This window comes from Okeania sp. SIO2C2 (assembly GCF_010692625.1).
GTDB lineage: Bacteria > Cyanobacteriota > Cyanobacteriia > Cyanobacteriales > Microcoleaceae > Okeania > Okeania hirsuta.
On the sequence record NZ_JAAHGM010000013.1, the window covers coordinates 154,425 to 180,245 of the forward strand.

The 25,821-nt window shown below is 33.8% G+C and carries 17 protein-coding genes and 1 pseudogene; 13 read left to right on the forward strand and 5 right to left on the reverse strand.

Going from position 1 to position 25,821, the window contains the following annotated elements:
• Positions 1-227: 227 nt before the first annotated feature.
• Positions 228-1,514: a hypothetical protein gene (locus F6K18_RS13625; RefSeq protein ID WP_287521517.1), complete on the reverse strand. Its 1,287-nt coding sequence runs from the start codon at positions 1,512-1,514 to the stop codon at positions 228-230.
• A 305-nt stretch (positions 1,515-1,819) separates the two neighbouring features.
• Here F6K18_RS13625 and F6K18_RS13630 point away from each other — a divergent pair.
• The 7 genes and pseudogenes from F6K18_RS13630 to F6K18_RS13660 form a co-directional block, all read left to right on the forward strand.
• Positions 1,820-2,080 (forward strand): annotated as a pseudogene (locus F6K18_RS13630) (zinc ribbon domain-containing protein); the annotation flags it as partial.
• Between the two features lie 135 nt (positions 2,081-2,215).
• Positions 2,216-3,490 (forward strand): NAD-dependent epimerase/dehydratase family protein, encoded by a 1,275-nt coding sequence (locus F6K18_RS13635; RefSeq protein WP_287521519.1) that lies wholly within the window; start codon positions 2,216-2,218, stop codon positions 3,488-3,490.
• 874 nt (positions 3,491-4,364) lie between these two features.
• On the forward strand, positions 4,365-4,727 hold the full coding sequence (locus F6K18_RS13640; RefSeq protein WP_287521521.1) for a DUF4291 family protein: 363 nt from the start codon (positions 4,365-4,367) through the stop codon (positions 4,725-4,727).
• Positions 4,691-5,002, forward strand: coding sequence for a DUF4291 family protein (locus F6K18_RS13645; RefSeq protein WP_287521563.1), 312 nt, complete (start codon positions 4,691-4,693; stop codon positions 5,000-5,002). Before F6K18_RS13640 ends, F6K18_RS13645 begins: the two co-directional genes overlap by 37 nt.
• 229 nt (positions 5,003-5,231) lie before the next feature.
• Positions 5,232-6,365 (forward strand): glycosyltransferase family 1 protein, encoded by a 1,134-nt coding sequence (locus F6K18_RS13650; RefSeq protein WP_287521522.1) that lies wholly within the window; start codon positions 5,232-5,234, stop codon positions 6,363-6,365.
• 1,050 nt (positions 6,366-7,415) lie between these two features.
• Positions 7,416-10,010 (forward strand): adenylate/guanylate cyclase domain-containing protein, encoded by a 2,595-nt coding sequence (locus F6K18_RS13655; RefSeq protein WP_287521524.1) that lies wholly within the window; start codon positions 7,416-7,418, stop codon positions 10,008-10,010.
• 593 nt (positions 10,011-10,603) lie between these two features.
• A complete protein-coding gene (locus F6K18_RS13660; protein ID WP_287521526.1) occupies positions 10,604-11,407 on the forward strand; it encodes a pentapeptide repeat-containing protein in 804 nt (267 codons plus the stop codon).
• A gap of 1,048 nt (positions 11,408-12,455) precedes the next feature.
• Here F6K18_RS13660 and F6K18_RS13665 read toward each other — a convergent pair.
• Together F6K18_RS13665 and F6K18_RS13670 are read right to left on the reverse strand one after the other, a co-directional pair.
• Complete coding sequence (locus F6K18_RS13665) at positions 12,456-13,535, reverse strand: glycerate kinase (RefSeq protein ID WP_287521528.1); 1,080 nt, start codon at positions 13,533-13,535, stop codon at positions 12,456-12,458.
• A 950-nt stretch (positions 13,536-14,485) separates the two neighbouring features.
• Positions 14,486-14,818, reverse strand: coding sequence for a DUF565 domain-containing protein (locus tag F6K18_RS13670; protein ID WP_124142871.1), 333 nt, complete (start codon positions 14,816-14,818; stop codon positions 14,486-14,488).
• Positions 14,819-14,987: 169 nt separating this feature from the next.
• Here F6K18_RS13670 and F6K18_RS13675 point away from each other — a divergent pair, with 169 nt between their 5' ends.
• The 3 genes from F6K18_RS13675 (at position 14,988) to F6K18_RS13685 (ending at position 18,202) form a co-directional block, all read left to right on the forward strand.
• On the forward strand, positions 14,988-15,281 hold the full coding sequence (locus F6K18_RS13675; protein WP_287521530.1) for a hypothetical protein: 294 nt from the start codon (positions 14,988-14,990) through the stop codon (positions 15,279-15,281).
• Between the two features lie 95 nt (positions 15,282-15,376).
• Positions 15,377-15,535 (forward strand): hypothetical protein, encoded by a 159-nt coding sequence (locus F6K18_RS13680; RefSeq protein ID WP_161564298.1) that lies wholly within the window; start codon positions 15,377-15,379, stop codon positions 15,533-15,535.
• Positions 15,536-16,015: 480 nt separating this feature from the next.
• Entirely contained in the window at positions 16,016-18,202 is a 2,187-nt protein-coding gene (locus tag F6K18_RS13685; RefSeq protein ID WP_287521532.1) for a glycosyltransferase family 39 protein, read from the forward strand.
• Positions 18,203-18,787: 585 nt separating this feature from the next.
• Here F6K18_RS13685 and F6K18_RS13690 read toward each other — a convergent pair.
• Positions 18,788-18,913, reverse strand: coding sequence for a hypothetical protein (locus F6K18_RS13690; protein ID WP_287308961.1), 126 nt, complete (start codon positions 18,911-18,913; stop codon positions 18,788-18,790).
• 18 nt (positions 18,914-18,931) lie between these two features.
• Between F6K18_RS13690 and F6K18_RS13695 the strand changes: the two genes are divergently transcribed.
• The gene (locus F6K18_RS13695) at positions 18,932-19,405 is read left to right on the forward strand and encodes a hypothetical protein (RefSeq protein WP_287244219.1); all 474 of its coding nucleotides are present in this window, start codon (positions 18,932-18,934) and stop codon (positions 19,403-19,405) included.
• Positions 19,406-20,068: 663 nt separating this feature from the next.
• Here the strand turns inward: F6K18_RS13695 and F6K18_RS13700 are convergent.
• Entirely contained in the window at positions 20,069-23,458 is a 3,390-nt protein-coding gene (locus tag F6K18_RS13700; RefSeq protein ID WP_287521534.1) for a hybrid sensor histidine kinase/response regulator, read from the reverse strand.
• A gap of 443 nt (positions 23,459-23,901) precedes the next feature.
• Between F6K18_RS13700 and F6K18_RS13705 the strand changes: the two genes are divergently transcribed.
• Both F6K18_RS13705 and kaiB read left to right on the forward strand, forming a co-directional pair.
• Complete coding sequence (locus F6K18_RS13705; RefSeq protein ID WP_287521536.1) at positions 23,902-24,873, forward strand: circadian clock protein KaiA; 972 nt, start codon at positions 23,902-23,904, stop codon at positions 24,871-24,873.
• A 548-nt stretch (positions 24,874-25,421) separates the two neighbouring features.
• Positions 25,422-25,736, forward strand: a complete 315-nt coding sequence (kaiB, locus tag F6K18_RS13710; RefSeq protein WP_124147149.1) for a circadian clock protein KaiB — start codon at positions 25,422-25,424, stop codon at positions 25,734-25,736.
• Positions 25,737-25,821 lie beyond the last annotated feature (85 nt).

The following is a 25,821-nucleotide window of genomic DNA, read 5'->3' on the forward strand; positions in this document are numbered from 1 at the left end:
ATTTAATCCTGGCTCAAATGTTAATCTAGTTGGAATTAATTCTGGCTGAAAAAGTTCCTTATTCCTAGTCCACGGCTTTCTTATTGCTGGTCGCTACAATTTATAATCAAGGAGCAAATTTCACTTCTGTGATCGCTTAGTTCTAGGGAGTATGGCAAAAAAAAAGAAATGGAAATTAATTACCCAAAATATAGGTAAACAATTTGTATTTATTTGCTAAAATCTTGCTAATTAAAGAAAGAAAGGTCTATTCTACCAAAATTTGTACTGAGGGCTATTTGCATATTTTCCAATACTTTGACTAACCATTGAACTTTTTTTTGTGTTGAAAATTGGTAATGCTTAAATAAGAGTGCAAATCGTTTTTCTAAGTTAGGTTTAAGTTGTTGACAAACTAATAAGATTTTTAGTAGTAGTCCTGTTGTGATTACAGGTCCTAAATTACCAATCAGATTAATAAAAAAGAAATGCTGTGACTTCTTTGAACTATGGACAATAAAAAAGCTTAATAATTTATGGCAAGTCTTCATCATTAAAGATTCATTTAATAACTCATCATTACGTTCAGACATAATGCTTCTTAAATAGTGGTAGAGTTTATTCTTAAAGTGAACTTGAATATGATGAGATTCAACATCAAATGATGAACTTAGATATTCATAAAAACTGTGTTTAAAAAGGTGATATGATTGGGGAACTGTGGTATAAGCTAAAAACCGTTTAGCATAATTTCGATATGTTTCATTCCCTTCTACTTTTCCCACAAATTGTTTGATAGATAATAATAGTTCATCATTAGACAATAAGGTAGGATTTTTAGCAGATGTAGACTTTTTAACTTGACTAACTTGTAGTCTAGCTTGGTGACTAACATAATGGGATAAATCAATTTCATATTTTTGCTGTTTTTCTACTTGCATTTTTCTGATAGCTTGTTGATGTTCTTTACTGCTATTTGGAGTAATTAATAAATATTTATATAAATAAGGATAGTGGGAATTAAGATTTTTTAAAGGTTGATTTAGAGGATCGTGGGTATGATTTGCAGATGATATATTTATTACTTCTACCATCCGTTTTAAACTCAAATACTGTTGGCTTTGAGTAAAACCTTTGACAAGTTCTAACATTTTTTTTGTTAGGCGAGGTCTGTCATAGGAAGAGTCAGATTTATCAATTGCTTGCTCAAATAAATTCATCAGTTGTTTTAAAACATTTTTTTTATCTTGAGGTAGTTGTTGATGATTAATCAAGATATAACAACAACGATTCAGCAGATAATTAAATTTTTCTTGGCATTCTGGGAGTTGTATGATTTTCGAGAGTGCTGTAGATATTTCTGGAATTCGGTATGGGGAACATAGAATAAATAGTATCCGAAATCTCTCAATTATTTGATCGATTGATTCAGTTAAAACCAATTCCAAAAAGTGATGATAAATCTTTTGTTCTTCTCTATAGATTTGTTGATCATCAAAATCTGTAGTGATGATTTTTTTTCCTGTAGATTTCATAGAAATTTGCCTCCCTGAAAAAAGAACGTTATTAGTGACTAGGTATAATATACACTAACAATCATTTATTGGTTAGAAAGTTAGGTTTGTGACTGGATAGTTTTAGATATTGTATTATGTACTTCTATCACAGCCTTCACTCCAGTTATCAAACTGTAGCATTGGTTTGTATCCTGAATATAGTCGTTTAACTTAAGGATGAGACAAAAACAGAGTAAAATTTTCAAATAGAATTGAGAGTAGTTTAAAGTAATGACTTATAGTTTAGATATAAGACAAAAGGTAATAGATTACATAGAAAGTAAGAGGTTGATAGATTTTTCCCCAGTTCTAAAACTTGCCATATTTGCTTAAACCAAGTAGGAAGTTTACCTCTTGATGTCAGACAGTGGACTTGTGAAAATTGCCAAACAACCCATGACAGGGATATAAATGCTGCAATTAACCTCAGAGACGAGGGACTACGAATTTTGACCTGTGGGACGCGGGACAAAGCCGATCGCCAGACTGTAAGTCGTAGTAATAGAGGACGTAAGAAATCTACTACTACGCTGGTCTCTGGGTAGGAAGCTCGCGCTGTACGCTTGCGTCAGCGCCGGGACAGTTCACCCAGTTGCATTTGATTTAAACAAGAAACGCCATAAAGTTCCAATACCTGATACATTAAGCCAATATCGGTAAGTAAGATTCAAAGTAAGTTTATGAAAGTCCTAGTAATTGGTGGCGATGGCTACTGCGGTTGGGCAACCGCTCTTTATCTTTCCAATCAAGGTTATGAAGTGGGTATCCTAGACAGTATGGTTCGGCGACACTGGGATATGGAAATTCAAGTAGAAACCCTCACACCTATTGCCCCGATCCAAAAACGTATCCAACGTTGGAAAGACCTTACAGGTAAAACAATTGACCTATATATAGGAGACATTACCAACTACGACTTCCTTAGTAAAACACTACGTCAGTTTGAACCAGAATCTATAGTCCACTTTGGCGAACAACGGGCAGCCCCATTTTCTATGATTGACCGGGAACACGCTGTTATGACCCAAGTTAATAATGTTGTTGGTACTCTCAATATTCTCTATGCGATGAAAGAGGATTTTCCAGACTCCCACTTGGTAAAACTGGGAACTATGGGAGAATATGGTACTCCTAATATAGATATTGAAGAAGGTTACATTACTATTGAACATAATGGACGTAAGGATACTCTACCTTATCCGAAACAACCAGGGTCTTTCTATCATTTAAGTAAGGTTCACGATAGCCACAACATTCACTTTGCCTGCAAAATATGGGGCCTCCGTGCTACAGACCTCAATCAAGGTGTCGTATATGGTGTTGCTTTAACTGGCCTTCTAGATGATGAAATAATCAATGATGAAATTCTGATTAACCGTCTAGACTATGATGGAGTTTTTGGTACAGCTCTGAATAGATTTTGTATTCAAGCAGCAATTGGCCACCCACTAACTGTTTATGGTACAGGTGGACAAACTAGGGCATTCTTAGATATTAGAGATACTGTCCGTTGTATGGAAATAGCGATCGCTAACCCCGCAGAATCAGGTAAATTCCGAGTTTTTAACCAATTTACTGAAATGTTTAGTGTTCAAAAACTAGCAGAAATGGTAAAAGAAGCGGGTAAGACTATGGATTTAGATGTGCAGATTAATCATTTGGATAATCCTAGAGTAGAATTAGAGCAGCATTATTTCAATGCTAAAAATACGAATCTACTGGAGCTTGGTTTAAAACCTCATTATCTTTCTGATTCTTTGTTAGATTCTTTACTCAATTTTGCTATTAAGTATAAAGAAAGAGTGGATAAAAACCATATTTTACCTAAAGTATCTTGGCATCGAGAAAAAACTCAACAATTAGATACTGTAGAAAGTACATTAATATCCAAAACTGAGGAAAACAATAAACAATCAGACGCTGTAAAAAGTACATTAGCATCTAAAGCTGAATAATAACTCTATCTAAAATGGAGCTTTGAGAACTCCCGGTATAATCTCCGATTTACCGGGAGATGAATCATGACAAAAATAAAAATAGATACTGACCAAGACTAGCAAGGGTCTAACTTAACATCACACTCAGATAGAATTATGTGATAATAATGTGGATATGCTCATACTGAGCTGTCACTGCTGTCGGGCAGATCGTAAGAATAAATTGACTGTGTAGGGGTACTGTCAGGGGTTGTGTTCAACCTAGATAAGTGCCACTCAAGCAGTAAACCTAAATTGTGAGGTTTGGGAATCTCCCATTATATTCTTTGATTTAACGGGAGAGGATGTCAAAACCAGGATGGTTTGGGAGAGGTTGAAATTACCTTAGCTCACGTTAAAAAAATCATCCGACTGAGTGCTTAGTGCCGATCGCTTATTTAATAGATTTATATTCAGTAAGTGTAGTAATTTTACTTGTGGTTGGGGTTATATATAATAAATTTGATTATACTTTAACCTGAGTTTTATCTAAATATTCAAATAAGAGGCAATAGATTTACTTATTACCTCTTATTAATCTTGATAAATTTAATTTGTGTGAATTCAAAGATTTTGCTAATTATATAGATATAAAAATAGAATAATTTCAAATAATTTTTACTCATATAAAGTCAAAAAAACTCATGTCTATCAGGTTTACCTAAAAACTTAGTTTTTTTTCTTCATAATCATTGAAAGATGTTCAACAATTAATGATTAATAATTAATAATCACCTCTCCTTGAAAGGAAAATTAATTCATTGTTTATCCTTAAAAGGAGAGGCTTTAAACCTTAATTATTCGCTCAAATAAATTAAAATATAAAATTACTTAAGACTACTACTGAGTTAATATGCAGCTAGCCACAGAAAACTACTTAATTCAAGTTAGTAATTGGCCAGAAAAAGGTAAACATATATTAGCGCAATTTGATGAAAACTCTATAGTTGTCTATCAAGCATATAGACCAGAAATAGCTAGTTTTGCAGCTTCAAAAGGTTATTTTGGTGGTGAATTTAGCCTGAGTAGAATGAGTTGGATTAAACCTAACTTTTTGTGGATGATGTATCGTTCCGGATGGGGAACAAAAACAGGGCAAGAAGTTATTCTTGCTGTAACTATTAAACGTACAGCATTTGAATTTCATCAAATGCTGTACATTCAAATTTTATTCCAACTATTTATAAAACTCAAGAAGAATGGAAAAAAACTTTAAAGCGATCGCCTGTAAGATTGCAATGGGACCCAGATCATAATCCCATGGGTCAAAAAGTGGAACGACGAGCAATTCAATTAGGACTGCGGGGTGAAATTTTACGCAATTATAGCCGAAATTGGATTGTCAAAATAGAAGATATTACAGAATTTGTACGACAGCAGCACAGTAATAAAGAATCAAGTAAATGGACTGACTTAATCACACCGAAAGAAAATGTTTATCCAGTAGATAATTCTGAGATAATATACAAACTGGGATTATCGATATTGTAAATAAACTAGATAAATAAGTAGAAACAGCTAGAAAAAATACGTTGCATTGCTTCAGGCAAAAAAAGTCTCAAGTAACTTACATAACTAACTTTTGAACTTATTTACAACTTCATACATAGCACACAAAATTTACTACCCTCTACCTAAACTTATTACTAAATCAAAAAATTAATCAATCAATATTATTGCTAATATTTTTCCAGCTAATAAATTTATATTTTTTATACTTATGAGGATAGCTCTTTTTACCGAAACCTTTTTACCAAAAATAGATGGTATAGTTACCCGTCTATGCCACACTGTTGAACATCTGCAACGTGCTGGCGACCAAGTGCTAATATTTTCCCCCGAGGGAGGACTAAAAGAATATCAAGGAGCAAAAATTTGTGGCATTGAGGGTTTTCCCTTACCCCTCTATCCAGAATTAAAATTAGCAATACCCACTCCTACCATTGGCAAACAGCTAGAGCTGTTTCAGCCAGATATAATTCATGTAGCTAACCCAGCAGTATTAGGCTTAGGTGGCCTCTACTATGCTAAAAAGTTGAATATTCCACTTGTAGCGTCCTATCATACTCACCTTCCTCAATACTTACATCATTATGGTTTAGGAATGCTCGAAGGTTTACTATGGGAATTACTAAGATCTGGCCATAATCAAGCAGATTTAAATCTTTGTACCTCTACAGCAATGGTAGAAGAATTAAGCAACCACGGCATTGAGCGAGTAAACCTTTGGCAGCGCGGAGTTGATACAGAATTATTTCAGCCCCACCATGCTAGTCAAGAAATGCGCCATCGCCTCAGTCAAGGAAATCCAGATAGTGCAATACTACTATACGTTGGCCGTTTAGGTGCAGAAAAAGAGATTGACCGTATTAAACCAATCCTGGAGGCCATCCCCAATGCTTGTCTAGCTCTTGTAGGAGATGGACCTAACCGAGAATCCCTAGAACAACATTTTGCAGACACTCCCACACACTTTGTGGGCTATCTCCGGGGTCAAGAGCTGGCCTCTGCCTATGCATCTGCTGATGCTTTCATCTTTCCCTCTCGCACTGAAACTTTAGGATTGGTACTTTTAGAGGCTATGGCCGCCGGCACTCCTGTAGTAGCAGCTAATTCTGGAGGTATTCCTGATATTGTTACAAATGGAATAAATGGCTATCTATTCGATCCTGTTGATGAAAAAGGAGCGATTAAAGCTACTCAAAGCCTCTTAGCTCATTCACAGGAACGAGAAACTCTACGTCAAAATGCCAGAGCTGAAGCAGAATCTTGGGGATGGTCAGCAGCAACTCAGCAGTTAAGAAACTATTATCAAAAAGTTATCTCTGCCCATTCTATACCATCAGCAGCATAACTAAGACTATTTGCGATCGCTAACTTCATCTAAATCAAAAGGTGCTATGGATGGAAATTTTTGATGGTAGGGAAAAACTGGAATTTATAGCAGGTAACAGAAAATTTTTCTTGTGAAACCTCTAAAGGAAGTACATTAAATACCAAAAATTTGATGATTGCTAGATATGCTAAAGAGAGTCAACTTTCTGGCTATTAGGGTTGACAAAACAACTTTACATAATTTATTGTCCAGATTACCCATATCTAAAATCTATGATTTAGATATGGACTGCGGGATATTAAATTCATTTGTGATAATTAAGTAGACTAAAACTAGTCTTGACACTCTCCCGTTAAATCCCTCGATTATAATGGGAGATTCTTGTTTCACTAGCGCAACGCTACGGAAACATATATTCTTAACTAGGCAACAAATCAAATAAACTGAGTTGCCAGACCGTCTCCACAAGGATTTTTGCTCCGTCTTGACGCTGAGGTTTCCTCCGGGTAGGCGGTGCGCTTTTCTCTGGCTTTGTGCCCAAGGCTATTGATATAATTATTTATAACACCAAAAATGCGGGCGCGTATTGCCCAATTATTTTTCTGGTTGAAAATTATTTTTCTGGTTGAAATTTAGGCGTTGGTAATTGGTAAGATGATTTTCTGGTAAGGGTAACACCCCTTGCCTACTTTGGTTAGGTATTTGAAGCTATCACAGAAGGATGACCCTTAAAGTTTCATCTCGCTTATTTACCAACGCCGAAATTTATCTCTAGGTTGTCTGCGTAGATTTCCCGCACAGTAGTTACGCCCCATGTCACTGTTAAATCTCGTGATTAAAACCGGAGTCCTCTTTCAAAATTTATGATAGGATTTAGCTAACCATATAATTGTCCTAACTTTTCTAGATTTTTGTATTTATTGGAATAAATATACTTAAATATAGTCTAATTTAGTATAATAACACTTTTTTTGTAAGTAAAAAACTTTATCTACTTGGAAAAAATTAAACCCAGAGAAAATATAGACTTAAGTTGGAGTAATTTAAATTTAAGATCAAGCAGTTCAAATGACATTCTCTAACGCTGCTGGTAGTATTCTGGCAACATTGACTCAAGTTGATCGTATGGGTCTACTGGCAACTCGCGTGAAGGATTTGCCAGTAGGAGAGTTTGTTTGTCTGCTAGACTTTATTACTGCTGAATTTCATCAATATCTACGAGCTATTGACTTAATTAACAATCAAGGTGTTGAAACTTTACTAGAACAACTATTAGATGCCTTTACTATCAAAATTGGTCAAATCCTGAAAGCAGATCAAACAACTATTTTCTTAGTTAACCAAGAGAAAAAACAACTTTGGTACAAGACTGTTCTCGAAAGTACGGGTAAGTCCCAAGAGTATCACTTACCAATCAATGTTGGTATTTTAGGCCATGTGGCCACAACAGGAGAAGCCCTCAATATTGCTGATGCCAAAACTCATCCACTCTTCAGTGAAGAAGTAGACCAACCTCCAGGCTATGATACTCGCACCATCCTCTGTATACCAGTTTTCAGCATCACCAGCTCTAACAAACCAGTAGCAGTAGTACGACTACTTAATAAAGCGAATGATGTCCCTTTTGACAAAGAGGATGAGCAACTATTCCGTTCTTTCGGTGATTCAATGGGAATTATTATAGAAAGTTGTCAATCATTTTATGTAACAGCTAGGAATCAGCGAGGGGTTTCAGCATTACTGAAAGCAACCACAACTTTAGGTCAAAGTCTAGACTTGGAAACAACTTTAAGAGCTGTAATGGATCAAGCTTGTAATTTAATGCAAGCGGACCGTAGCACATTGTTTCTACTTAGTAAAGAAACAAATGAACTTTGGACTAAGGTAGCGACAGCAGATGAAAAAAAAATGGTGGAAATTAGAATTCCTGCCAATCGAGGTATAGCTGGTTATGTTGCTTCTACTGGAGAAACTCTTAATATTCCTGATGCTTATATAGATCCTCGTTTTGACCCTAGTACAGATCAAAAAACAGGTTATCAAACAAGAAATATTCTCTGTATGCCTGTGTATAATGCTAAGGGCGAATTGATTGGAGTAACTCAGTTAATTAATAAAAATCAAGGTAGTTTTAATTCTTCAGATGAAAAATTTTTGTTAGCTTTTAATGCTCAAGCAGGTATTGCCCTTCAGAATTCTCAACTTTTTGAAAATGTTTTGGTAGAAAAGCAATATCAGAAAGATATTCTACAAAGTTTGTCTGATGTTGTAATTTCTACAAATATGCAAGGCAGAATTGTGACTATCAATGGAGCAGCTTTAGAAATGTTAGGTTGCCCTATTGATAAAGAAATAAAAGGTAAAACAAATAGACAACTTTGGGAGGAAAAACTAATTGGTAGATCTGTATGGGAAGTTATACCAATTGAAAATTTACAGTTTCGTTTAGAGGATAGTTTACAGCATGGTACTAGACAATATGTTCCGGAGCAAAATTTACGAGTAGGTTCTTTTATAAAATTTGAAGGTGAAGAAGAAATAGCTTATATTTTAGCAGTTCCTGAACTAAAAAATCCTAATATTTTTATTCCTTGGGGAGAACAAACAACGACAAATTTACAGGCAAATTTAGTTCAAAATAACCACATGGATTTGAGCAGATTAATAGATATATCTGAATTAGATCGAGTCATTGAACGTAGTTTGAATCTAACAGTTAATCCCCTAACTAATCCTGAAGGTGGTGTGCGTGGTGGATTGGTAGTTCTTGAAGATATTAGTCAAGAAAAACGCATGAAAAATACCATGTATCGCTACATGACTCCAGAGGTTGCAGAACAAGTAATGGCTTTAGCTGAAGATGCTTTACTTGAAGGAGAGCGTAAGGAAGTAACTATTTTATTTTCTGATATTCGAGGTTATACAACTCTTACAGAAAACCTAGAAGCTTCTGAAGTAGTTAAGCTTTTAAATCAATATTTTGAAACAATGGTAGAGGCAGTATTTGACCATGAAGGAACTTTAGATAAGTTTATGGGGGATGCTTTAATGGCTGTTTTTGGTGCACCATTACCTTTAGAAAATCATGCTTTAATGGCTGTTAAAACTGCTTTAGATATGCGTCATCGTCTCCGAAAATTTAATGAGTCTCGTCCCGATAGACCACAATTTAAAATTGGTATTGGTATTAGTTCAGGGGAGGTAGTATCTGGTAATATTGGTTCTAAAAAACGAATGGATTATACAGTAATCGGTGATGGTGTAAATTTGAGTTCCCGTTTAGAATCAATTACTAAACATTATGGCTGCGATATTATTTTAAGTGAGTTTACTTATGAACTTTGTCGTGATCATATTAGGGTCAGAGAATTGGATAAGGTTAAAGTTAAAGGTAAGCAAAAATCTGTAAGTATATATGAATTGATTGGTGCAATTTCAGATAATATTGACCAGGAAACAGAACAGTTTTTAGAACTTTATTCTAGAGCTAGAAAAGCTTATATGGAAAGGAATTTTGCTTTGGCTGTTAGTTACTTTAAGAGAGCTAAAAAAATGAGACCTGATGATGAAGCTGTTGGTACACATATTCAACGATCGGTTAAGCATATAACAAATCCACCACCATATGATTGGGATGGAAGTTATACTATGATAACTAAATAGTTAAACGAAGGCAGAAGGCAGAGGGCAGAAGGCAGAAGGGAAAGAAAGGTTCAAAGGAATAAGGTTTTTGTTATCACTGATTATCCGGACATGATATAAAAATTCAAAAATTCGTAACATTCTTTTTTGAAAATGGTATTACCGAATAATTAATTATTAATTATTAATAATTAAATAATTCTGGTTTAAAGCCTCCCCTTTTAAGGAAAAAAAAAATAATGCTTCCTTATATTCAATCAAGAATGGTTTTAACCAGGGGTAATTATCCATTATCCATTAATGAAAGGAGCTACTGATAACTGATAACTGAAGTGCCTATTTCCTATTCCCAAAAAACAGCAATATTTTGGACACGAATAAAATCATATTGCTATATATTTATTTGACATTGCAAGTAACCTAAAGTTAAATGATCAAGGCACTTTATTAATTTTTGGAGATGTCTATTGTTTTAAATTTGTCTGTCTAAAAAATTTGGATGTATGATAAATTAAGCAATTATCTATATAAAGTAGATAGACAAAATTATTTGTATATTTACTACTCAGATATATTTTCTGTTCACTTATTCTCTATATCCTCAAATACTGAATATGAAACTGACAATATTAGCAATCATAATGATTTTATCCCAACTTGGCTGGATAAATTCAGCAAAAGCAGCTAATCCAGCAGCTATTAGAAGATTATTAGAAACTAATGAATGTTCGGGGTGTGACCTTAGTAAAGCAAACTTATATAATGCTAATTTGATTGGAGCTGACCTTGAAGGTGCAAATCTTGAAGGTGCAAATTTATCTGGGGCAAATCTTGCTGTTACTAATCTTATTGGTGCTAATCTTTCTAATGCCAATCTCTCTAGAGTAAAAATGAATGATGCAGATCTTCGAGGTGCAGATTTAACAGATACTTACCTAGTTAATGCTAATTTATCTAGAGCTTATCTGACAGAAGCAACTTTAGAAAATGCTAATCTATTTGAAGCTAATTTGATTGAATCTGTTGTTAGTGGGGCTAATTTTTCTAATGCAAATTTGCGTCAGTCATATTGGTTGAGAGCTAATTTAGAAAATGCCAATATGAGTGAGTCCGACCTTTTTAATGCTGATATGCGTCAAGCAAATTTGAAAGATGTAAATTTTTCTAATGCTAACCTTGCTAAGGCAAAACTAATTGAAACAAATATAACTCTTGCTAATCTTAGTGGAGCTAATTTAGAAGGGGTTAATTTGCGTGGTACAAGCATAGGTCCAAGTGTATGTTTACTCACTAATTTTATTGCTTGTGCTCCTGAAAAAATAGTTCCTGAAGTACTTCCTGAAGTAGGTTCTAAAGTAGTTCCTGAAGTTCAAGAAGAAGGTAAAGAAGGAATAAATAAATATTTTGGAGTCAATTAAGTTATCAGTTAGCCTTCTCCAGAGGATCTGCAGACTTCAGTTATCAGTATCGCCTGAAATAGGAAGGCAAGAAAATGCAGAATTTTCTTTTTTATCCCTTTAAAAGTGGAGGTTTGATAACTTATTTTTGTGATCAAACTAATATACAGTTCTAAGTAGTTTGAGGATGGTCAGTATTGACAAGAGAAAATGAAAGAAAATGAATTTTTCTCACTGCTTACCATCCTATTGGATTATATTTTTTTTTCACGTTCTCTTTACCAAAACTTTAAATAAATAGTAATAAATAACAAGGGAGCAGAGGGAGGAGTTATACCAAATCTCACGCATTTTTCCTACATCTTCTTAAGAGTAAAGAGTAGGAAGCAGGGAGCAGGGAAATTAGGAATAAGATATGTTAACTTAATTTCTATAATCTTTAAAAATATTACTGAACTTACTTATTATCTGAATAACTGAAGTTTTGAAGAAGTATAACATTATTTTTGGGAATTGGTATTAGAAGTCAGGAGCAGAGAAGAAGAAGGGAAAGTTTTTTGCTATTGGTGCATAGTAATGGTAAAAATTAGGGGGAACCATAATTTTTTCACGACTTCCTCTGAAAATACTGTTGAATATCTTGGAGAATAAATATTTAGGTATAGCAATGTGCGCTGGCATATTTACAAATTACAAGAGGTGTCCAATAGCTAAAAGTCTTATATTATAGGTTTTTTATTCCCCCGGATGAGCTGTTGCCAGATGAGCTGTTGCCTGCGCACAGCGCTATAAATACTAAATTAAATTTTGTTCTTAAACATTACTATGCAGGACTACAAGTTTTTTTTCATAGCAGTTGAAGAAAACCTGATGAAATATCAAAAGCTTAAAACTCAGACAACGCAAGATTTTTCCTTCTCTCCTAGATAACTAAAGCCTTCTTCCTTCTACTATATTGCTAATTATCTGGACGCGATAGTAACAATCTATTATGGACGAACATTGGTTATGGTGTCTAAAAATTTCACCTAATAGAAATCAAAATGTTCGCCAAATAAAGTCTTGTTGCTCAACTTAAATAATTTGGATGATAAATTTTGCCAAGGGAATGATCAGAATTAATTTCTATGATTAAATCTACTAATTCAGTATTTTTTATCAGTGGGTTAATAAATAATTCTGGATGTAATGCTTTCCAAAAATACTCCACAAACTTTTCAATTTGATCGTTGCTCATTCCCGACTTTCCAGAAGCAATCATTTGTTGTTCTGCTTGTTGTCGCCATTGTTTAGAAAAGCGATAATCAGTAGGGTATAAAACAATTAATTTATCTAACTTTTGCCAAAGAGGTAGATAGTCTATTAATTTTCGATTCATATCACGAGCAAATTCCCGGTCTGTTTCTGTAATGATAGGTGGTGGTGCAACATTAAAAACTTTCTCAGACTCAGAAATTGGTCTAACTCCAACAAACCAACCTTCAAATAAAACAATATCAACTTTACTTACCATCTCAGGTTCAATTCTATCTCCAGCACCATTAAAAAGAGATTTATTAAACCTGGGAATTGGAATTAAGTTATCGGAACTTTGATTGTTAGATTGACGTAATTTATCTAAAGTTTCTATTCCTAAACTAACATCATGGGTTCCTGGAGGACCGCGCCAAATTAATCGGGAATCTTGTTTTTGTAATAGTTGACGTTCAGCGTAAGTTTTATAAATATCATCAATAGAAATAGATATTGTATTGTAGCCAAGTTTATCTAAAATCAAGATTAAAATTTTAGCCAGAGTAGTTTTACCTGTTCCTTGTCCGCCTAAAATACCTTGAAGTAATGGATGACCTAAATTTTGATATTTATCTGCTAATTTTATCCCTAAAGGCAACCAAAATTTCCATAAATGTTCTAAAGTATTGTTATCCTTCAAGGGTAATTTATGATAGTCAGTAATCACAGATTGAAATATAAGCGATCGCTCTCTAATTACTTCTCTGACATTTTCTGAAGTAATGTTAAAAACTTCGGCTCGTTTTCGGTCTATTAATTCCTGGGTTTCTAATATTTCTAATTCTTTTTTTTCTAGAAACTTTCCTAGCTTTAAAGTCTGTAAAATTTGTACTAGAGATAAATTGGAAAACTCCATAAAAATTAAATTAACTATTGAATAAGGTTGTAGGTTTTAGGTTAAAAAAGTTAACCACCTCACCTTAGGAGGATAGTGAAAATATTAATATAACTCTATAATATAAAATCCGGTTGAATACTTATCTTATGTTTGGGGGTGGGAAGTGTGGGGAGGGTGGGGAGTGTGGGGAGAAGGGGAGGTCGAGAGATTGAAGGCGAGAAAGTGTGGATAGAATTATAAAAATATACTGTATAACCGGATTCTATATAATTTAGGAAATGTAGATATTTGTTTAAAGAGAACATGAAACACAAATATATTAATCATTACTTTAAGCAGTAGTCAGCAAGTAAGCAGTGAGCATTTAACTTATATTTATACTGAAACCTATAGAAATGTCATTTCAAAAGTAATTTCAACCCAAGATGATAATTGAAAGCTAGTTAACTACTAAGTAGTCGGACAAAATTAAAGTTTAGTATCTCACAACTAAAACTTCAAACCTACCACCCCAAGCTGAAAGCTAGTTAAGTGCTAAATAGTCGGGCAAAATTAAAGTTTATATCTCAAACCTACCTAACTAAAACCTACGACCCCAAGTTTATAGCTGAAAGATAGTTAACTGCTAAGTAGTCGGACAAAATTAAAGTTTAATACCTAAAACCTAAAACCTACGACCCCAAGCTGATAGTTGAAAGCTAATTAACTGCTAAGTAGTCGGACAAAATTAAAGTTTAATACCTAAAACCTAAAACTTCAAACCTACGACCCCAAGCTGATAGTTGAAAGCTAATTAACTGCTAAGTAGTCGGACAAAATTAAAGTTTAATACCTAAAACCTAAAACTTCAAACCTAAAACTTCAAACCTACGACCCCAAGCTGATAGTTGAAAGCTAATTAACTGCTAAGTAGTCGGACAAAATTAAAGTTTAGTATCTCACACCTACCACCTTAACGTAGAGAAAATCTAAGAACCTAATTTGAAAGCTTCTAAAAATAGACCATAAGTAAAACCAATTTTAAAACCATTCAAAATATCTATTCCCAAAGAACGTGCTATTTTACCCTTAATACCATAAGTAAACCAGTTTAATAATTCAGTAATCAGCAAACATATTAAAGCATAAATAACATCTAGGTAACCTTCTTGCCCAGCGATCGTAGAAACCGCAGTCCCAGCAAAATTACCAAATAACAAACTAATAACTAGTAGAGAAATTCGACGCCAAGGATTACTCAACCATTGCCTAAACCTTTCACTAATAACATTAAATAATCTATTGATACGGGTACTTTGCATAGATATTGAAGTTAAATATATATATTTTTTTGGACTTTTTAAGTCAATTTGAAAGTTAAAAATACTCTAGGTAGTCTAACATAGCAGAAGAGCAAGCTGTAATTTATCAGGTTAATTGAACAAAATCAGGATGCCTAGTTAAAGAATTAAAAGAAAGAATTAAATTCAAATGAAACTCCAAGCTTATAGACAAACTATTATTACTTTAATATTTTTTTTGTTAGGATTAGTTATTGGCAGATTTCAGTTAAAAATATTTTGGGAAACAAATGATTCTGAGACATTTTCTGAATCTCTGTTATTAAACATTCCTACTCAGAAACCCCTACCAATATCTCCAACAAAACAGATTCAAGAATTTAGTCTCCTCATAACTACTTCTCAATCATCAATCATTCGTGGGTCAAAACTGATAAAGGAGCTTTTCGAGTTAGCAACTGTACAGATCGTCCAGTTCGTCTAGCACTACTAGCTAAATCCTCAGACCAATCTTACCAAAAATCTGCTCACTGGGATTTTGCCCCAGGGGAAGGTAGTAATAGAGGATTAATACTTTCTTTGCCAGAAGAAAAATTAACCTTGAAACCAGGAGATATCCTAGTTATCTTTGCCCAAGATGGCTCTCGTTTATACTGGAGACCTTATGTTGCAGGAGAAACAAAATTTCCTACTTGGAATAGAGAAACATTAGAATGGCTGTTAATTTTAAAGCCTTGAAAAATATTGTTAATGGTCCCTCTTTCAATAGAGGGAATAGGGAATAGGGAATTGTTGATTTCATATCTGGAATTAATGTAAGTAAAACTTTTGCAAGAGGTCTAATACCAAATTGATAAATGTTTGCTACAAATAACTTCCTAGGTATTAGGTAGTAGGTGGTAGGTGGTAGGTTTTAGGTGTTAGAGCTGATTTGTAAACTTAGCTGAAAGTCTTATATTACAGAGCTTTTAGTAATTTAGGACTTAGTGGACAATAACTCGCTAAACCAAAGTTTAGTAAGGAATTCAGCTTCTTAATATTTATTTGATAAATCAGCTCTTAGTTGATAAATCAGCTCTTAGTTAAATTATTAATTGTTAGTTATTGTTAATTATTTACTAGCCAGTTTATTTGTAACATTCTTTTTTCAATTTTGTCTAATTTATAGCTAAATTAGGGTGGAAACTTTTAAGACGAACAAAGGATAACTAAATCTGAATGAAATTAATACAAGAATTAGAAATTATCAATTGGTTTAAAACTCAACCAAAAAATCATCTTTTAACATTAGGACTGTCTATTTTATGGCTTTGTTTACTTTCTTGGTTAGCCTTTTTTTGTAATTTGGGAAATATTGGTTTAATTGATGAAACAGAGCCACTCTTTGCTGAAGCTGCTCGTCAAATGGTAGAAACTGGAGATTGGATTACACCTTATTTTAATGGAGAAACTCGCTTTGATAAACCACCTTTAATTTATTGGTTAATGGCGATCGCTTATCATCTTTTTGGTATTAATGAATGGTCTGTCCGTCTCCCTTCAGCAATATCTGCAACTGCCTTAATGTGTTTTGGTTTTTACATCCTTTATAGATATGGTTATTATCAACTAAATTCTCAGATCAATCCTAAAAATAAGTTTTTAATGGTGAGATTATTAATAGCATGGATTGGTGCTGCGATGATAGCTTTAAATCCAGAAACTATTGCTTGGGGACGCATTGGAGTTTCTGATATGTTATTAACTGGCTGTATGTGTTCGGCACTATTTGCCTTTTTTATGGGATATGCTTCACAAACAGAAAATACTCATATTCCTCAGCAAAAGAACAGCAAAATACTGAGACAAAATGTTTCATCTGCGCCAGATAAAAATCAATCATCAAAAACTACAAAACTTCCCATCTTTAACAAGTGGTATTTGACTTTTTATATACTAATATCTTTAGCAGTTCTCGCCAAAGGTCCGATTGGAATTGTTTTACCCGCACTGATTATTGGTTCCTTTCTATTATATGTAGGTAATTTTTTTCAAATCTGGCAAGAAATAAATATTCGGCGTGGCATTTTAATTTTTTCAATTATTACATTCCCTTGGTATTTTCTCGTTACTTTAGTTAACGGGAAAGAATATCTTGATAGTTTTTTTGGTCATCACAATTTTGAACGTTTTACCAGTGTTGTTAATCATCATCAAGCACCCTGGTACTTTTACTTTTTAGTCGTACTAATTGGTTTTGCACCTTGGTCTATTTATCTACCAGTAGCGATCGCTAAAACTAAGTTTTGGCAACTCGGTTATTGGCGTAGTCAACCTAGAACTCAACAGTTAGGTTTATTTGCTTTTTTCTGGTTTATTTGTATATTTATTTTCTTCTCCATCTCCGCTACTAAATTACCTAGCTATGTCTTACCATTAATGCCCGCAGCAGCAATATTAGTAGGATTATTTTGGAGCGATATTATTATTAATGGAGATTCTCTATCTAGTCAGACTAATAAATCTGAAAATAATTCTACTCAATCATCTATCAACCCCACGGTTAACGAAGTCAGAAGTGAGAAGTCAACCCACCCCTCACCCCTCCCAGGAGGGGACGTCAGAAGTGATTTTTGTAATGAGGATTTGAGCAATTCTCCAAAAACATTTCCCTTTAAAAGGCGGGGTTTTAGACCCAATTATTTTGATAATTCTGTTGAACCTGTTCCCAAATTAGAGAGAAATACTTCTCAATCAAAAAGTCGATTTTTATCTTTCTCAGTTGTCGCAAATATCATTTTTTTACTAATTTTAGCTCTAGGAATTATCTACAGTTTTAACTGGTTAGATAGAGACCCAGCTATGCCATATTTCCCAGAGATAATTAGAAAATCAGGTTTATTAATTCGTGGTGGATTAATTTTTCTTGCTACAGCAATAGTCATTGGATTTCTTTGGAGAAAAAAACAAAATTCTTGGATTTGGAGTGCTAATTTTATTGGATTAGTAGCTTGTTTAATTTTTACTATTAATCCAATGATGTTTTTAGTAGATCAAGAACGTCAATTACCCTTACGTCAATTAGCTCAAACAATTGTTGAAGTTAGACAACCAGGAGAAGAAATAATTATGATTGCCTTTGAAAAACCTAGTTTAGTTTTTTACACTAGGCAACCAGTAGAATTTTTCCGACGCGCTACAAATGCCAGAGAATATCTAGAGGAAATTGTGCAAAAAGATTCTTCTGGTAATGTTGTGATGATTGGTTATCCAAAAAAGTTTATTCATGCAGGATTACAACCAGGAGAATATCAATATTTAGACAGTCGTGGAGCTTATCAATTAGGCAAAGTTCCTAAAAATCTCTTTATGAAGGAGTCAGGAGCGAAGAAGGAGTCAGGAGACAGGAGTCAGGAGTCAGAATGAAAGGAGGAAGAAGGAGTCATTTCAGTTATCAGTTATCAGTTATCAGTTATCATTACCCCTAGCTCGTATAATGGCTTCTAATATGGAATATTCTATTTTTTTATACCCTTAAACAAAAATTTTTCGGTCAGGAGTCAGGAGACAGTACTCAGAATGAATGGCTTCAATACAATTTTTTAGGTCGTACACATATCTTTTTTGTCGTGAATTAAGGACATATCCTGAAAAATATTTTTATCGCCCTTTAAATTCCTCACATTTTCTTTCTTAAAAAACTGGTATTTATTTTATTTGTGATTAATAGTGACTGGAAGCGTCGTAATGACGATTGATAATCGTTATTTTTAACCTGTTTTTTCCTAAAGTATAGTTAGGAGGTATGGTTTGATTTTTTCAATCAATATGAACTTCGTAAAAGGGTGTATTTAATAATCCGGTCAATTAGTTATCGTATCGCGCTAGGAGTCAGGAGTCAGGAGTCAGGAGTCAGGAGAAAAAAGGATTTTAAAGATAAATGAGGCGTCGGCGTTAAATTTAGTTGTTTAATAGAAAACCTGTATTAAGAAGAAGTAATGAAGGCGATTACTATAATAACTGGATTTTATATCTGTATTGTTCTTTTCTTAAAGCTTCTCCCTCTCTCCTTACTCCTGACTTCTGACTGCTATCATCTTCCCTTCTGTCTCCTGTCTCCTGTCTACTATTGTCCAACAGTTAAGGAAAAAAATCATGGGTACTAGAGAAGCATCTTTTTTATTAGGTATATCTCGTCAACGTTTATTAGTTTTACTTGCTCAAGGAAGAGTTAAAGGAGCTGAGAAAAAAGGTAGATTCTGGGAAATACCAGTATCAGAAAGTGGAATGCCTGTAATAATTCCGGCTCGGCGGGGTCCGAAAGGTATGTGGCGCAAGAAAGAAACTACTACACCAAAAATGATTCATGTCAATCAAAACAAAATTCAAAGTAATAAAACTAAGCCTCCAACAGAATTGGAACCTGTAGTGTCACTCAAGCACAGCGGTCATAACTATTATGGTTATGAGTTATATATTTCAGGTCCTTGCCAAATCGTCTATCGACCTTACAAACCAGCAAGTTGTGGCGCTCATCTGTGGATTAATACTTTTGATTCTGTGCAATTTATAGATACTAAATCGAATCCAGCTACTGCAAGGCAACCTAGCAAGCAAATTTTTATATAGTTTATTTCGATATGCACTCTTCTCATCACAAAAGAATATTTATTTGCACTAAAATCTTAACTGACAATAACTTCAGACTATTTTTGCTGTTATTTGATGGGAAATTGTAGCAGGACGTTTGCTCTATCTGTATGTAGAAGAGAAAATTTTCATCATCCGCCTCTGAGAGCTTCAGCAAATGAAACGACTCTTCCTCTATCTGTATAGAGAACAGAAAAATTCTATCATCCGCCTTCGGGAGCTTCAGCAAATGAAACGACTTTTGCTCTAGACCTATGAGAAAGAGAAAAATTTTCATCATCTCATCCCCCCCTTCGGGAGCTTCAGCAAATGAAACGACTCTTCCTCTATCCGCATGGGAAAATAGTCATCTAAAGATGACTTCTGCTATGAGCCAAGAAATTTATTTCTTGGCGGTAGACATTGCCACACAACTTTAAACTTTATACCTGACCCGATGGCTCGCCAAGCCAAGAATTTCAATCCTTGGCTAATAGTTTAAGTCATCTAAAGATGACTCAATTATCTACGCCATCTTTTTGTATCGTAGTTAATTAATGTAACCTGATATAAGTTAGTTAAGACATTTATAAATGCTCAAACTCAGTCAAGGATTACTTCTAATTCTTTACTCCCTACTCCCCACTCCCTACTCCCTACTCCCTAAAATATCAAATGACCCTTAATTTCCTCCAATAAATCTACTATTGACAAATCAGAAGGCAAAATTTTTGTAGCTACCTTGCTCAAGACTAAATTTAGATTTTCTACTGTCATATTTTTGGGTAATTTATAATCAGAATATTCCAACACTAATATAGGAGGTTTTCTAACTATTTGGTCTAAATTAGATAATGCTTTATCCAAACCAGGCGGTAAATTTCCCCGCAAACAAATTAATAGTAAATCCACACTCTGATTTTTCAATTGTGACAAAACTTCAACCCAAGATTTAGCAATTAAACCTTTAAACCCAGAAGTTTGAATATACTGAACTAATACCTGTGTACTATCAATTGGTAATTTTGTTTGTTCACAATATTTCCAACTTTGATTAGCCACTTCTAAATCAGAAATAAAAGCAGGAAAAATAGGATAACTAAAAGTATTATCTTCTAAGTCTCTCCCCTTTTGTTCAGGAGTAAAATTTGAGAAATTAACAACAGCTTCCTCAGGCAAAACATCTGTTAAAGGTACTGTAAAATCTTTAATATTTGCCACATCCATAACTAATATAGTTGGCAGCCAGCTCATACCCGCAGCAATAGAAATTACTTGACACAACGCAGAGATTAAATATTCATAATCAAGTTTTGTTTCTGTTAAATTATTGTCATTTTTTTCAAAAGCTAAACAAGGAAAAACAGACAATTCTTTCACTTGATTAGCCACTTGAGTAGTTTCAGAATCTAGAGTTACTAAAGGAATAGCTGTTAAAGTAGAATATTGACTGAGTTTATTAATAAATTTAACTGGACTTACTGAATTACTAACTTTTTCGATAAGAATGACATTAGGCTGCCAAATCTTAGCAAGTAAATTTGCTTGAGCTAAATCATCTGCTTCTATTACTGTGTATTCTCCAGGCAGAGAAAGGAACTTATCTTCATAAATATGATTTTCTTCTGTAGACTGCTGAAACTCATATTTACCTGGAACTAAGTGCATAATTACTAACTTTTGATAATGATTTTGTGCTTTTGAATCAGGAAATTCTGCCAGTACTTCTTCTAATTCTAATTGTTCCACAGGTAAACTTAAAAACTTATTTGCACCATTATTTATCGCTCGTTCTTTATCCCCTCTAGTTGCAGTTATTACTACAGGAATCTGACAAGTATCAACATCCGTTTTCAGCAGAGTTAATACATCCCAACCCGATAAAAGAGGCAGTAATGGATTAAGAAATATAAATTTTGGTTGTAATTTTCGAGCCTTTTCCACCGCTTCTGTACCAGAACGTGCAATAACAACCCGATAACCTAAACCTGTTAATTTACTCGTTAAATCTTCAATAAATCTTGGCGCTGCTTCAACAATCAAAACTAAACGAGATGAATAATTAATAACAGGTACTTGGTAATTGTTAACAGGTAATTTACTATATTTTTTTGTACCAACTTCACTTTTTCGAGTAGGAATTAATCCTTGTTCTTTAAGATAATCATTTGTTTCCCATCCTTCAGTTCCTATATCTTTTGGAGGCGGACTAGGTGGTAAAATTAACGTAAACTCACTTCCTTTATCTTCCTGAGAAATAAACGTAACATCCCCACCATGTAAACGAGCTAAACGTTGAGTTAATACTAAACCTAAACCAGTTCCTTCAAACTGACGAGTCAGAGGATTTTCTAATTGTTGAAACTTCTGAAAAATCAAATGTTGCTTGTCTGCTGGTATGCCAATGCCACGGTCCCAAACTGTAAAAGTTATCCACTTTTCCCATTTAGCTACTTTTAATCCCATCTTGCCATCTGCTGGAGTAAACTTCAAAGCATTGGATAATAAATTTACCAACATCTGACGCAAACGCAATTCATCTGCAATAAAACTATTTAGGTCAGATTCTATTTCCAACGTATATTTTGTTTTTAAAGAATCAGTTAGTGAGAAAGAAGATGAGTCTTGAAGACTTTTATTCTGAAGTTGTAAAGCATCTTGAAAAGCACGATCGCAAACTTTCTTAATATTCACAGGTTCAGAGTTTAACTCCATCTGACCTGTTTCCATGCGAGTCAAATCTAGAATATCATTAACTACAGCCATTAAATGACGACCACTTTGATGAATTAGTTGAGCATAACGAGCTTGACGTTCATTAAGAGTGCCCAGAGCTTGATCCTTCAACAAACTAGATAAACCCAATACAGCAGTTAATGGCGTTTTCAGCTCATGGCTAATACAAGCCAAAAATTCGTCCTTAAGTCGATTAAGCTGAATCAAATCAGCATTTTTAGCTTCCAACTCCTTCGCTATCAAGCGTTGCTCCGTGACATCCTGAGCTAAAATTAATGTCAAGTCAAATAGTGGTTGACTAGTAAACTTCCATACTCGTTCCTGGCCATTTTCTTGCGGACAGGTACAAAGGTAGGTATTTGGTTGAGTGTAATAACAAAAGCTAGAAGCAGAATTTAACTCTGGTAATTTTGCTCGTTCTTGTAAAAGGGTTGTAGGAGAAAATCTCCAATTAGTTGTAGCTGGACATGATAATGTAATCATATCTTTCACTACTGTTAGAGAATCTGGTATTTCTACTCTTGTGGGCTGTTGTTTGATATTTTTGGTAGATAAACTTACTACGGCATCCGCAATTTCCATCAAATCAGATTCTTTTGTTATCTGAGAACGCCATGCCAGATTTTGCTTAATAATTTCGCCGTCATTGCTCTGTAACATTAGAGGTAGAGGCAGTTTTTCTAAAAGTTCTATTAGTGAATAGAGGTAGGAAGAAGTCTCTGCTGTTGCCTGGGGTTGCAAATTTTCCTTGGGAGTAGGTGTAGGTAAAAACTTCCCAGATGTTTTTAGAACATTTTCTGGAGCAGAGATACAACTTTTTCTACTTAATTCTGCCTCTCGATCTTGATTTATGGCAATAAATTCTAGTAGACGCAAGGTATTTAGCAACCCTAAAAATTTACCTTCCTTGTCTACCACTGCAATAGGTGTACTAGGAGATGCAAGGTCTAAAGTATCAGATTCTTGATTAATTTGCCCTTCTGATTGTGCCTGGAGATATGGCCATAACTGAGTAATAGGTAAATCTGCTGACAAAATTCTCAGACTATTGAGTGTTAAAAAACCGACTTCAGATAGAGGTTGTTGCCAATTCAAAATTAGAGCATGATTTTGAGAAGGTTGAGTTTCAGACTTTAAATCTATATCGGGAATTAAATTATGTAAGTAAATTAGTCCTAGTGGTTGGTGCTGATGATTTACTACTACTAACTCATTGTATTTTTCTTTACAGAGAATTGACCATACTACCTGCAAATTTTCTGTGTGTAAGCAGATTGGTATAGAAGATATAAAATTTTTTAAAGTACTGTAGGCCATTGACATGACAGTTAGAGCATATAATATGCTGAGAGTAAGTTCATTAGCGATGAGCGTATTTTGACTAACCTAACTATAATTTAGGCCATTATTACCAAACCCAATTATCCTCATATTTATCTACAAGATTATTAAAAATAGCTACATTAACACTTGAAGTGGAAACTTCTCTATAATTTATGGTTAGTTAAAATCTTGATACTGATTGGTTAGAACGACAGAAATAAATGCTTTTTACACGGATACCATTCCGTTAAGCTGGTGCTATGTTAAAGATATTCTTGGGGAGTGGAAATTAAATATAATTTGAGAAATATTATTCATAATCAATCTATATTCCTTATTCCTTATGCTATCTTCCTGACAAAGAAAATATAGAGGCAGTCTATGTTAATATTTGTTAAAATTTGTGTTTAGATGTTTAATATAATAATAATCTTGTAATGGAGATTTCTCAGATTACATATTCTAGTGCTAACCAAGATTTAGCTACTGTACCTAAAACTTTGCCTACTCAAATATCTGTCTGTGTATACCTATATGACGATCGATTTGCTCATTCAGTAACAAAATTACTGAGTAGCGATCGCTATCTTGTGGCACTGACTAATTCTTCCAGAGAATTTTTCCAGCTTGTTGAGGAAAATAATAACATAGATTGTCTGATCTTCCAAGAATATTCTGAACTAACTTCTTTGATTGAGAAGTTACAAGATAAATCAATTTTACTACCTGCTGTAATTATCAAACAACTTAAATCTGAACGCGGTCATAAAAATCATAGTTTAGCTAATACTAATTTTACTAAATCTCAGGAACAACATAACGATTCAAGTTTTATTTACCACGAAGCAGAAGTTTCATTATTAATTGAACAACTAAGCAAAATTGATTTTTATATTGGGCAGTCAATTCAAAAATTTCTGAAACTTTCTCTCAGTAATTCTTCAACAGATAAATCTCAAAAATCTAGTCAAATTGCCGATGAGAATACCAAAAATTCACTCAATCAACAACAACGTAGACTATCTGAAAAATTAAGAGAAAGATTAGGATACCTAGGTGTGTATTACAAAAGGAATCCCACAAATTTCATTAGAAATATGCCTCCAGAGGAGCGCCGTAAGTTTTTAGATCAACTTAATTTAGAGTATCGTCACATTGTTCTCAAATATTTTTCTAAAGATAATTCCGTCAACAATCAAATAGATGAGTTTGTCAATTTATGTTTTTTCTCAGATATTCCTGTAACACAAATTGTAGAAATTCACATGGACTTAATGGATGAATTTTCCAAACAATTACAGTTAGAAGGACGTAGTGAGGAAATATTACTAGATTACCGATTAACTCTTATAGATACAATAGCACACCTATGTGAAATGTACCGACGTTCTATTCCTAGAGAATCTTAAAAACTTGAAATTATAAAATAATAATTAACTAGCTCAATATTGTAGCACTGCAATGATACTCTAAATATCCATGAAAAGTAAGTGTAAAGTGTATAAATATATAGGTAAGCTTAAGAACTTTTAATAGACATACTAGGTAAAGTATTCTTGATTGAAAATTTTATTTTACAAATAAATAATGTAGCTTTAATAAAGTTTAAAGCTTTTACATTATCAAATATATTTCAATGAATAAATGAACCTTCAAATTGAACAATGGAATTGGGTAGAGGAACCGTCGAATTTGGAACCTATGGGAGTTGGGGCAATTGAGGTGGGGATTAAACTCCACCCAGATTGATTAATCTAAAGATGAGCCGTGGAATATTAAACCCAATAGTGAACAGGGGTAGACGAAAGTAACTATCCCTTACTCCCTGCTAACCTCTACCTTAGGAGGATAAAAAATATAATTTTTTTTGTAAATTTTGTAAAATTTAAACATAGTTAAAAACTCTGTTCATCAAGAAAAAACTCCTCAAACAGCCAAAAATCACTACAGAATAACTATGAGTCCCCTGAAGAAAACCTACGTTTTAAAATTGTACGTTGCTGGAAATACTCCTAATTCTGTGCGAGCGCTAAAGACACTCAAAGAAATCCTTGAGCAAGAATTTCAAGGAGTTTATGCCCTTAAAGTCATAGATGTACTAAAAAATCCTCAATTAGCAGAAGAGGATAAAATATTGGCCACACCAACTTTGTCAAAAATATTGCCCCCACCTGTGAGAAAAATCATTGGTGATCTTTCAGATAGAGAAAAGGTATTAATTGGATTAGACCTACTTTATGAGGAACTCAATGAAGACGAATTTAATTTCTGAAAATGAACTTATTGATACAATTGACATAAATTTTAGTGTTTTGTGATATAAATACTCAGGATATAGTCGCGATTTTCATTTAGGT

Bases quoted from the DNA above. Each gene is read 5' to 3' on its own strand.
- F6K18_RS13625 (WP_287521517.1), bottom strand. From the start codon at position 1,514: ATGAAATCTACAGGAAAAAAAATCATCACTACAGATTTTGATGATCAA.
- F6K18_RS13635 (WP_287521519.1), top strand. From the start codon at position 2,216: ATGAAAGTCCTAGTAATTGGTGGCGATGGCTACTGCGGTTGGGCAACC.
- F6K18_RS13640 (WP_287521521.1), top strand. From the start codon at position 4,365: ATGCAGCTAGCCACAGAAAACTACTTAATTCAAGTTAGTAATTGGCCA.
- F6K18_RS13650 (WP_287521522.1), top strand. From the start codon at position 5,232: ATGAGGATAGCTCTTTTTACCGAAACCTTTTTACCAAAAATAGATGGT.
- F6K18_RS13655 (WP_287521524.1), top strand. From the start codon at position 7,416: ATGACATTCTCTAACGCTGCTGGTAGTATTCTGGCAACATTGACTCAA.
- F6K18_RS13660 (WP_287521526.1), top strand. From the start codon at position 10,604: ATGAAACTGACAATATTAGCAATCATAATGATTTTATCCCAACTTGGC.
- F6K18_RS13665 (WP_287521528.1), bottom strand. From the start codon at position 13,535: ATGGAGTTTTCCAATTTATCTCTAGTACAAATTTTACAGACTTTAAAG.
- F6K18_RS13670 (WP_124142871.1), bottom strand. From the start codon at position 14,818: ATGCAAAGTACCCGTATCAATAGATTATTTAATGTTATTAGTGAAAGG.
- F6K18_RS13675 (WP_287521530.1), top strand. From the start codon at position 14,988: ATGAAACTCCAAGCTTATAGACAAACTATTATTACTTTAATATTTTTT.
- F6K18_RS13685 (WP_287521532.1), top strand. From the start codon at position 16,016: ATGAAATTAATACAAGAATTAGAAATTATCAATTGGTTTAAAACTCAA.
- F6K18_RS13695 (WP_287244219.1), top strand. From the start codon at position 18,932: ATGGGTACTAGAGAAGCATCTTTTTTATTAGGTATATCTCGTCAACGT.
- F6K18_RS13700 (WP_287521534.1), bottom strand. From the start codon at position 23,458: ATGGCCTACAGTACTTTAAAAAATTTTATATCTTCTATACCAATCTGC.
- F6K18_RS13705 (WP_287521536.1), top strand. From the start codon at position 23,902: ATGGAGATTTCTCAGATTACATATTCTAGTGCTAACCAAGATTTAGCT.
- kaiB (WP_124147149.1), top strand. From the start codon at position 25,422: ATGAGTCCCCTGAAGAAAACCTACGTTTTAAAATTGTACGTTGCTGGA.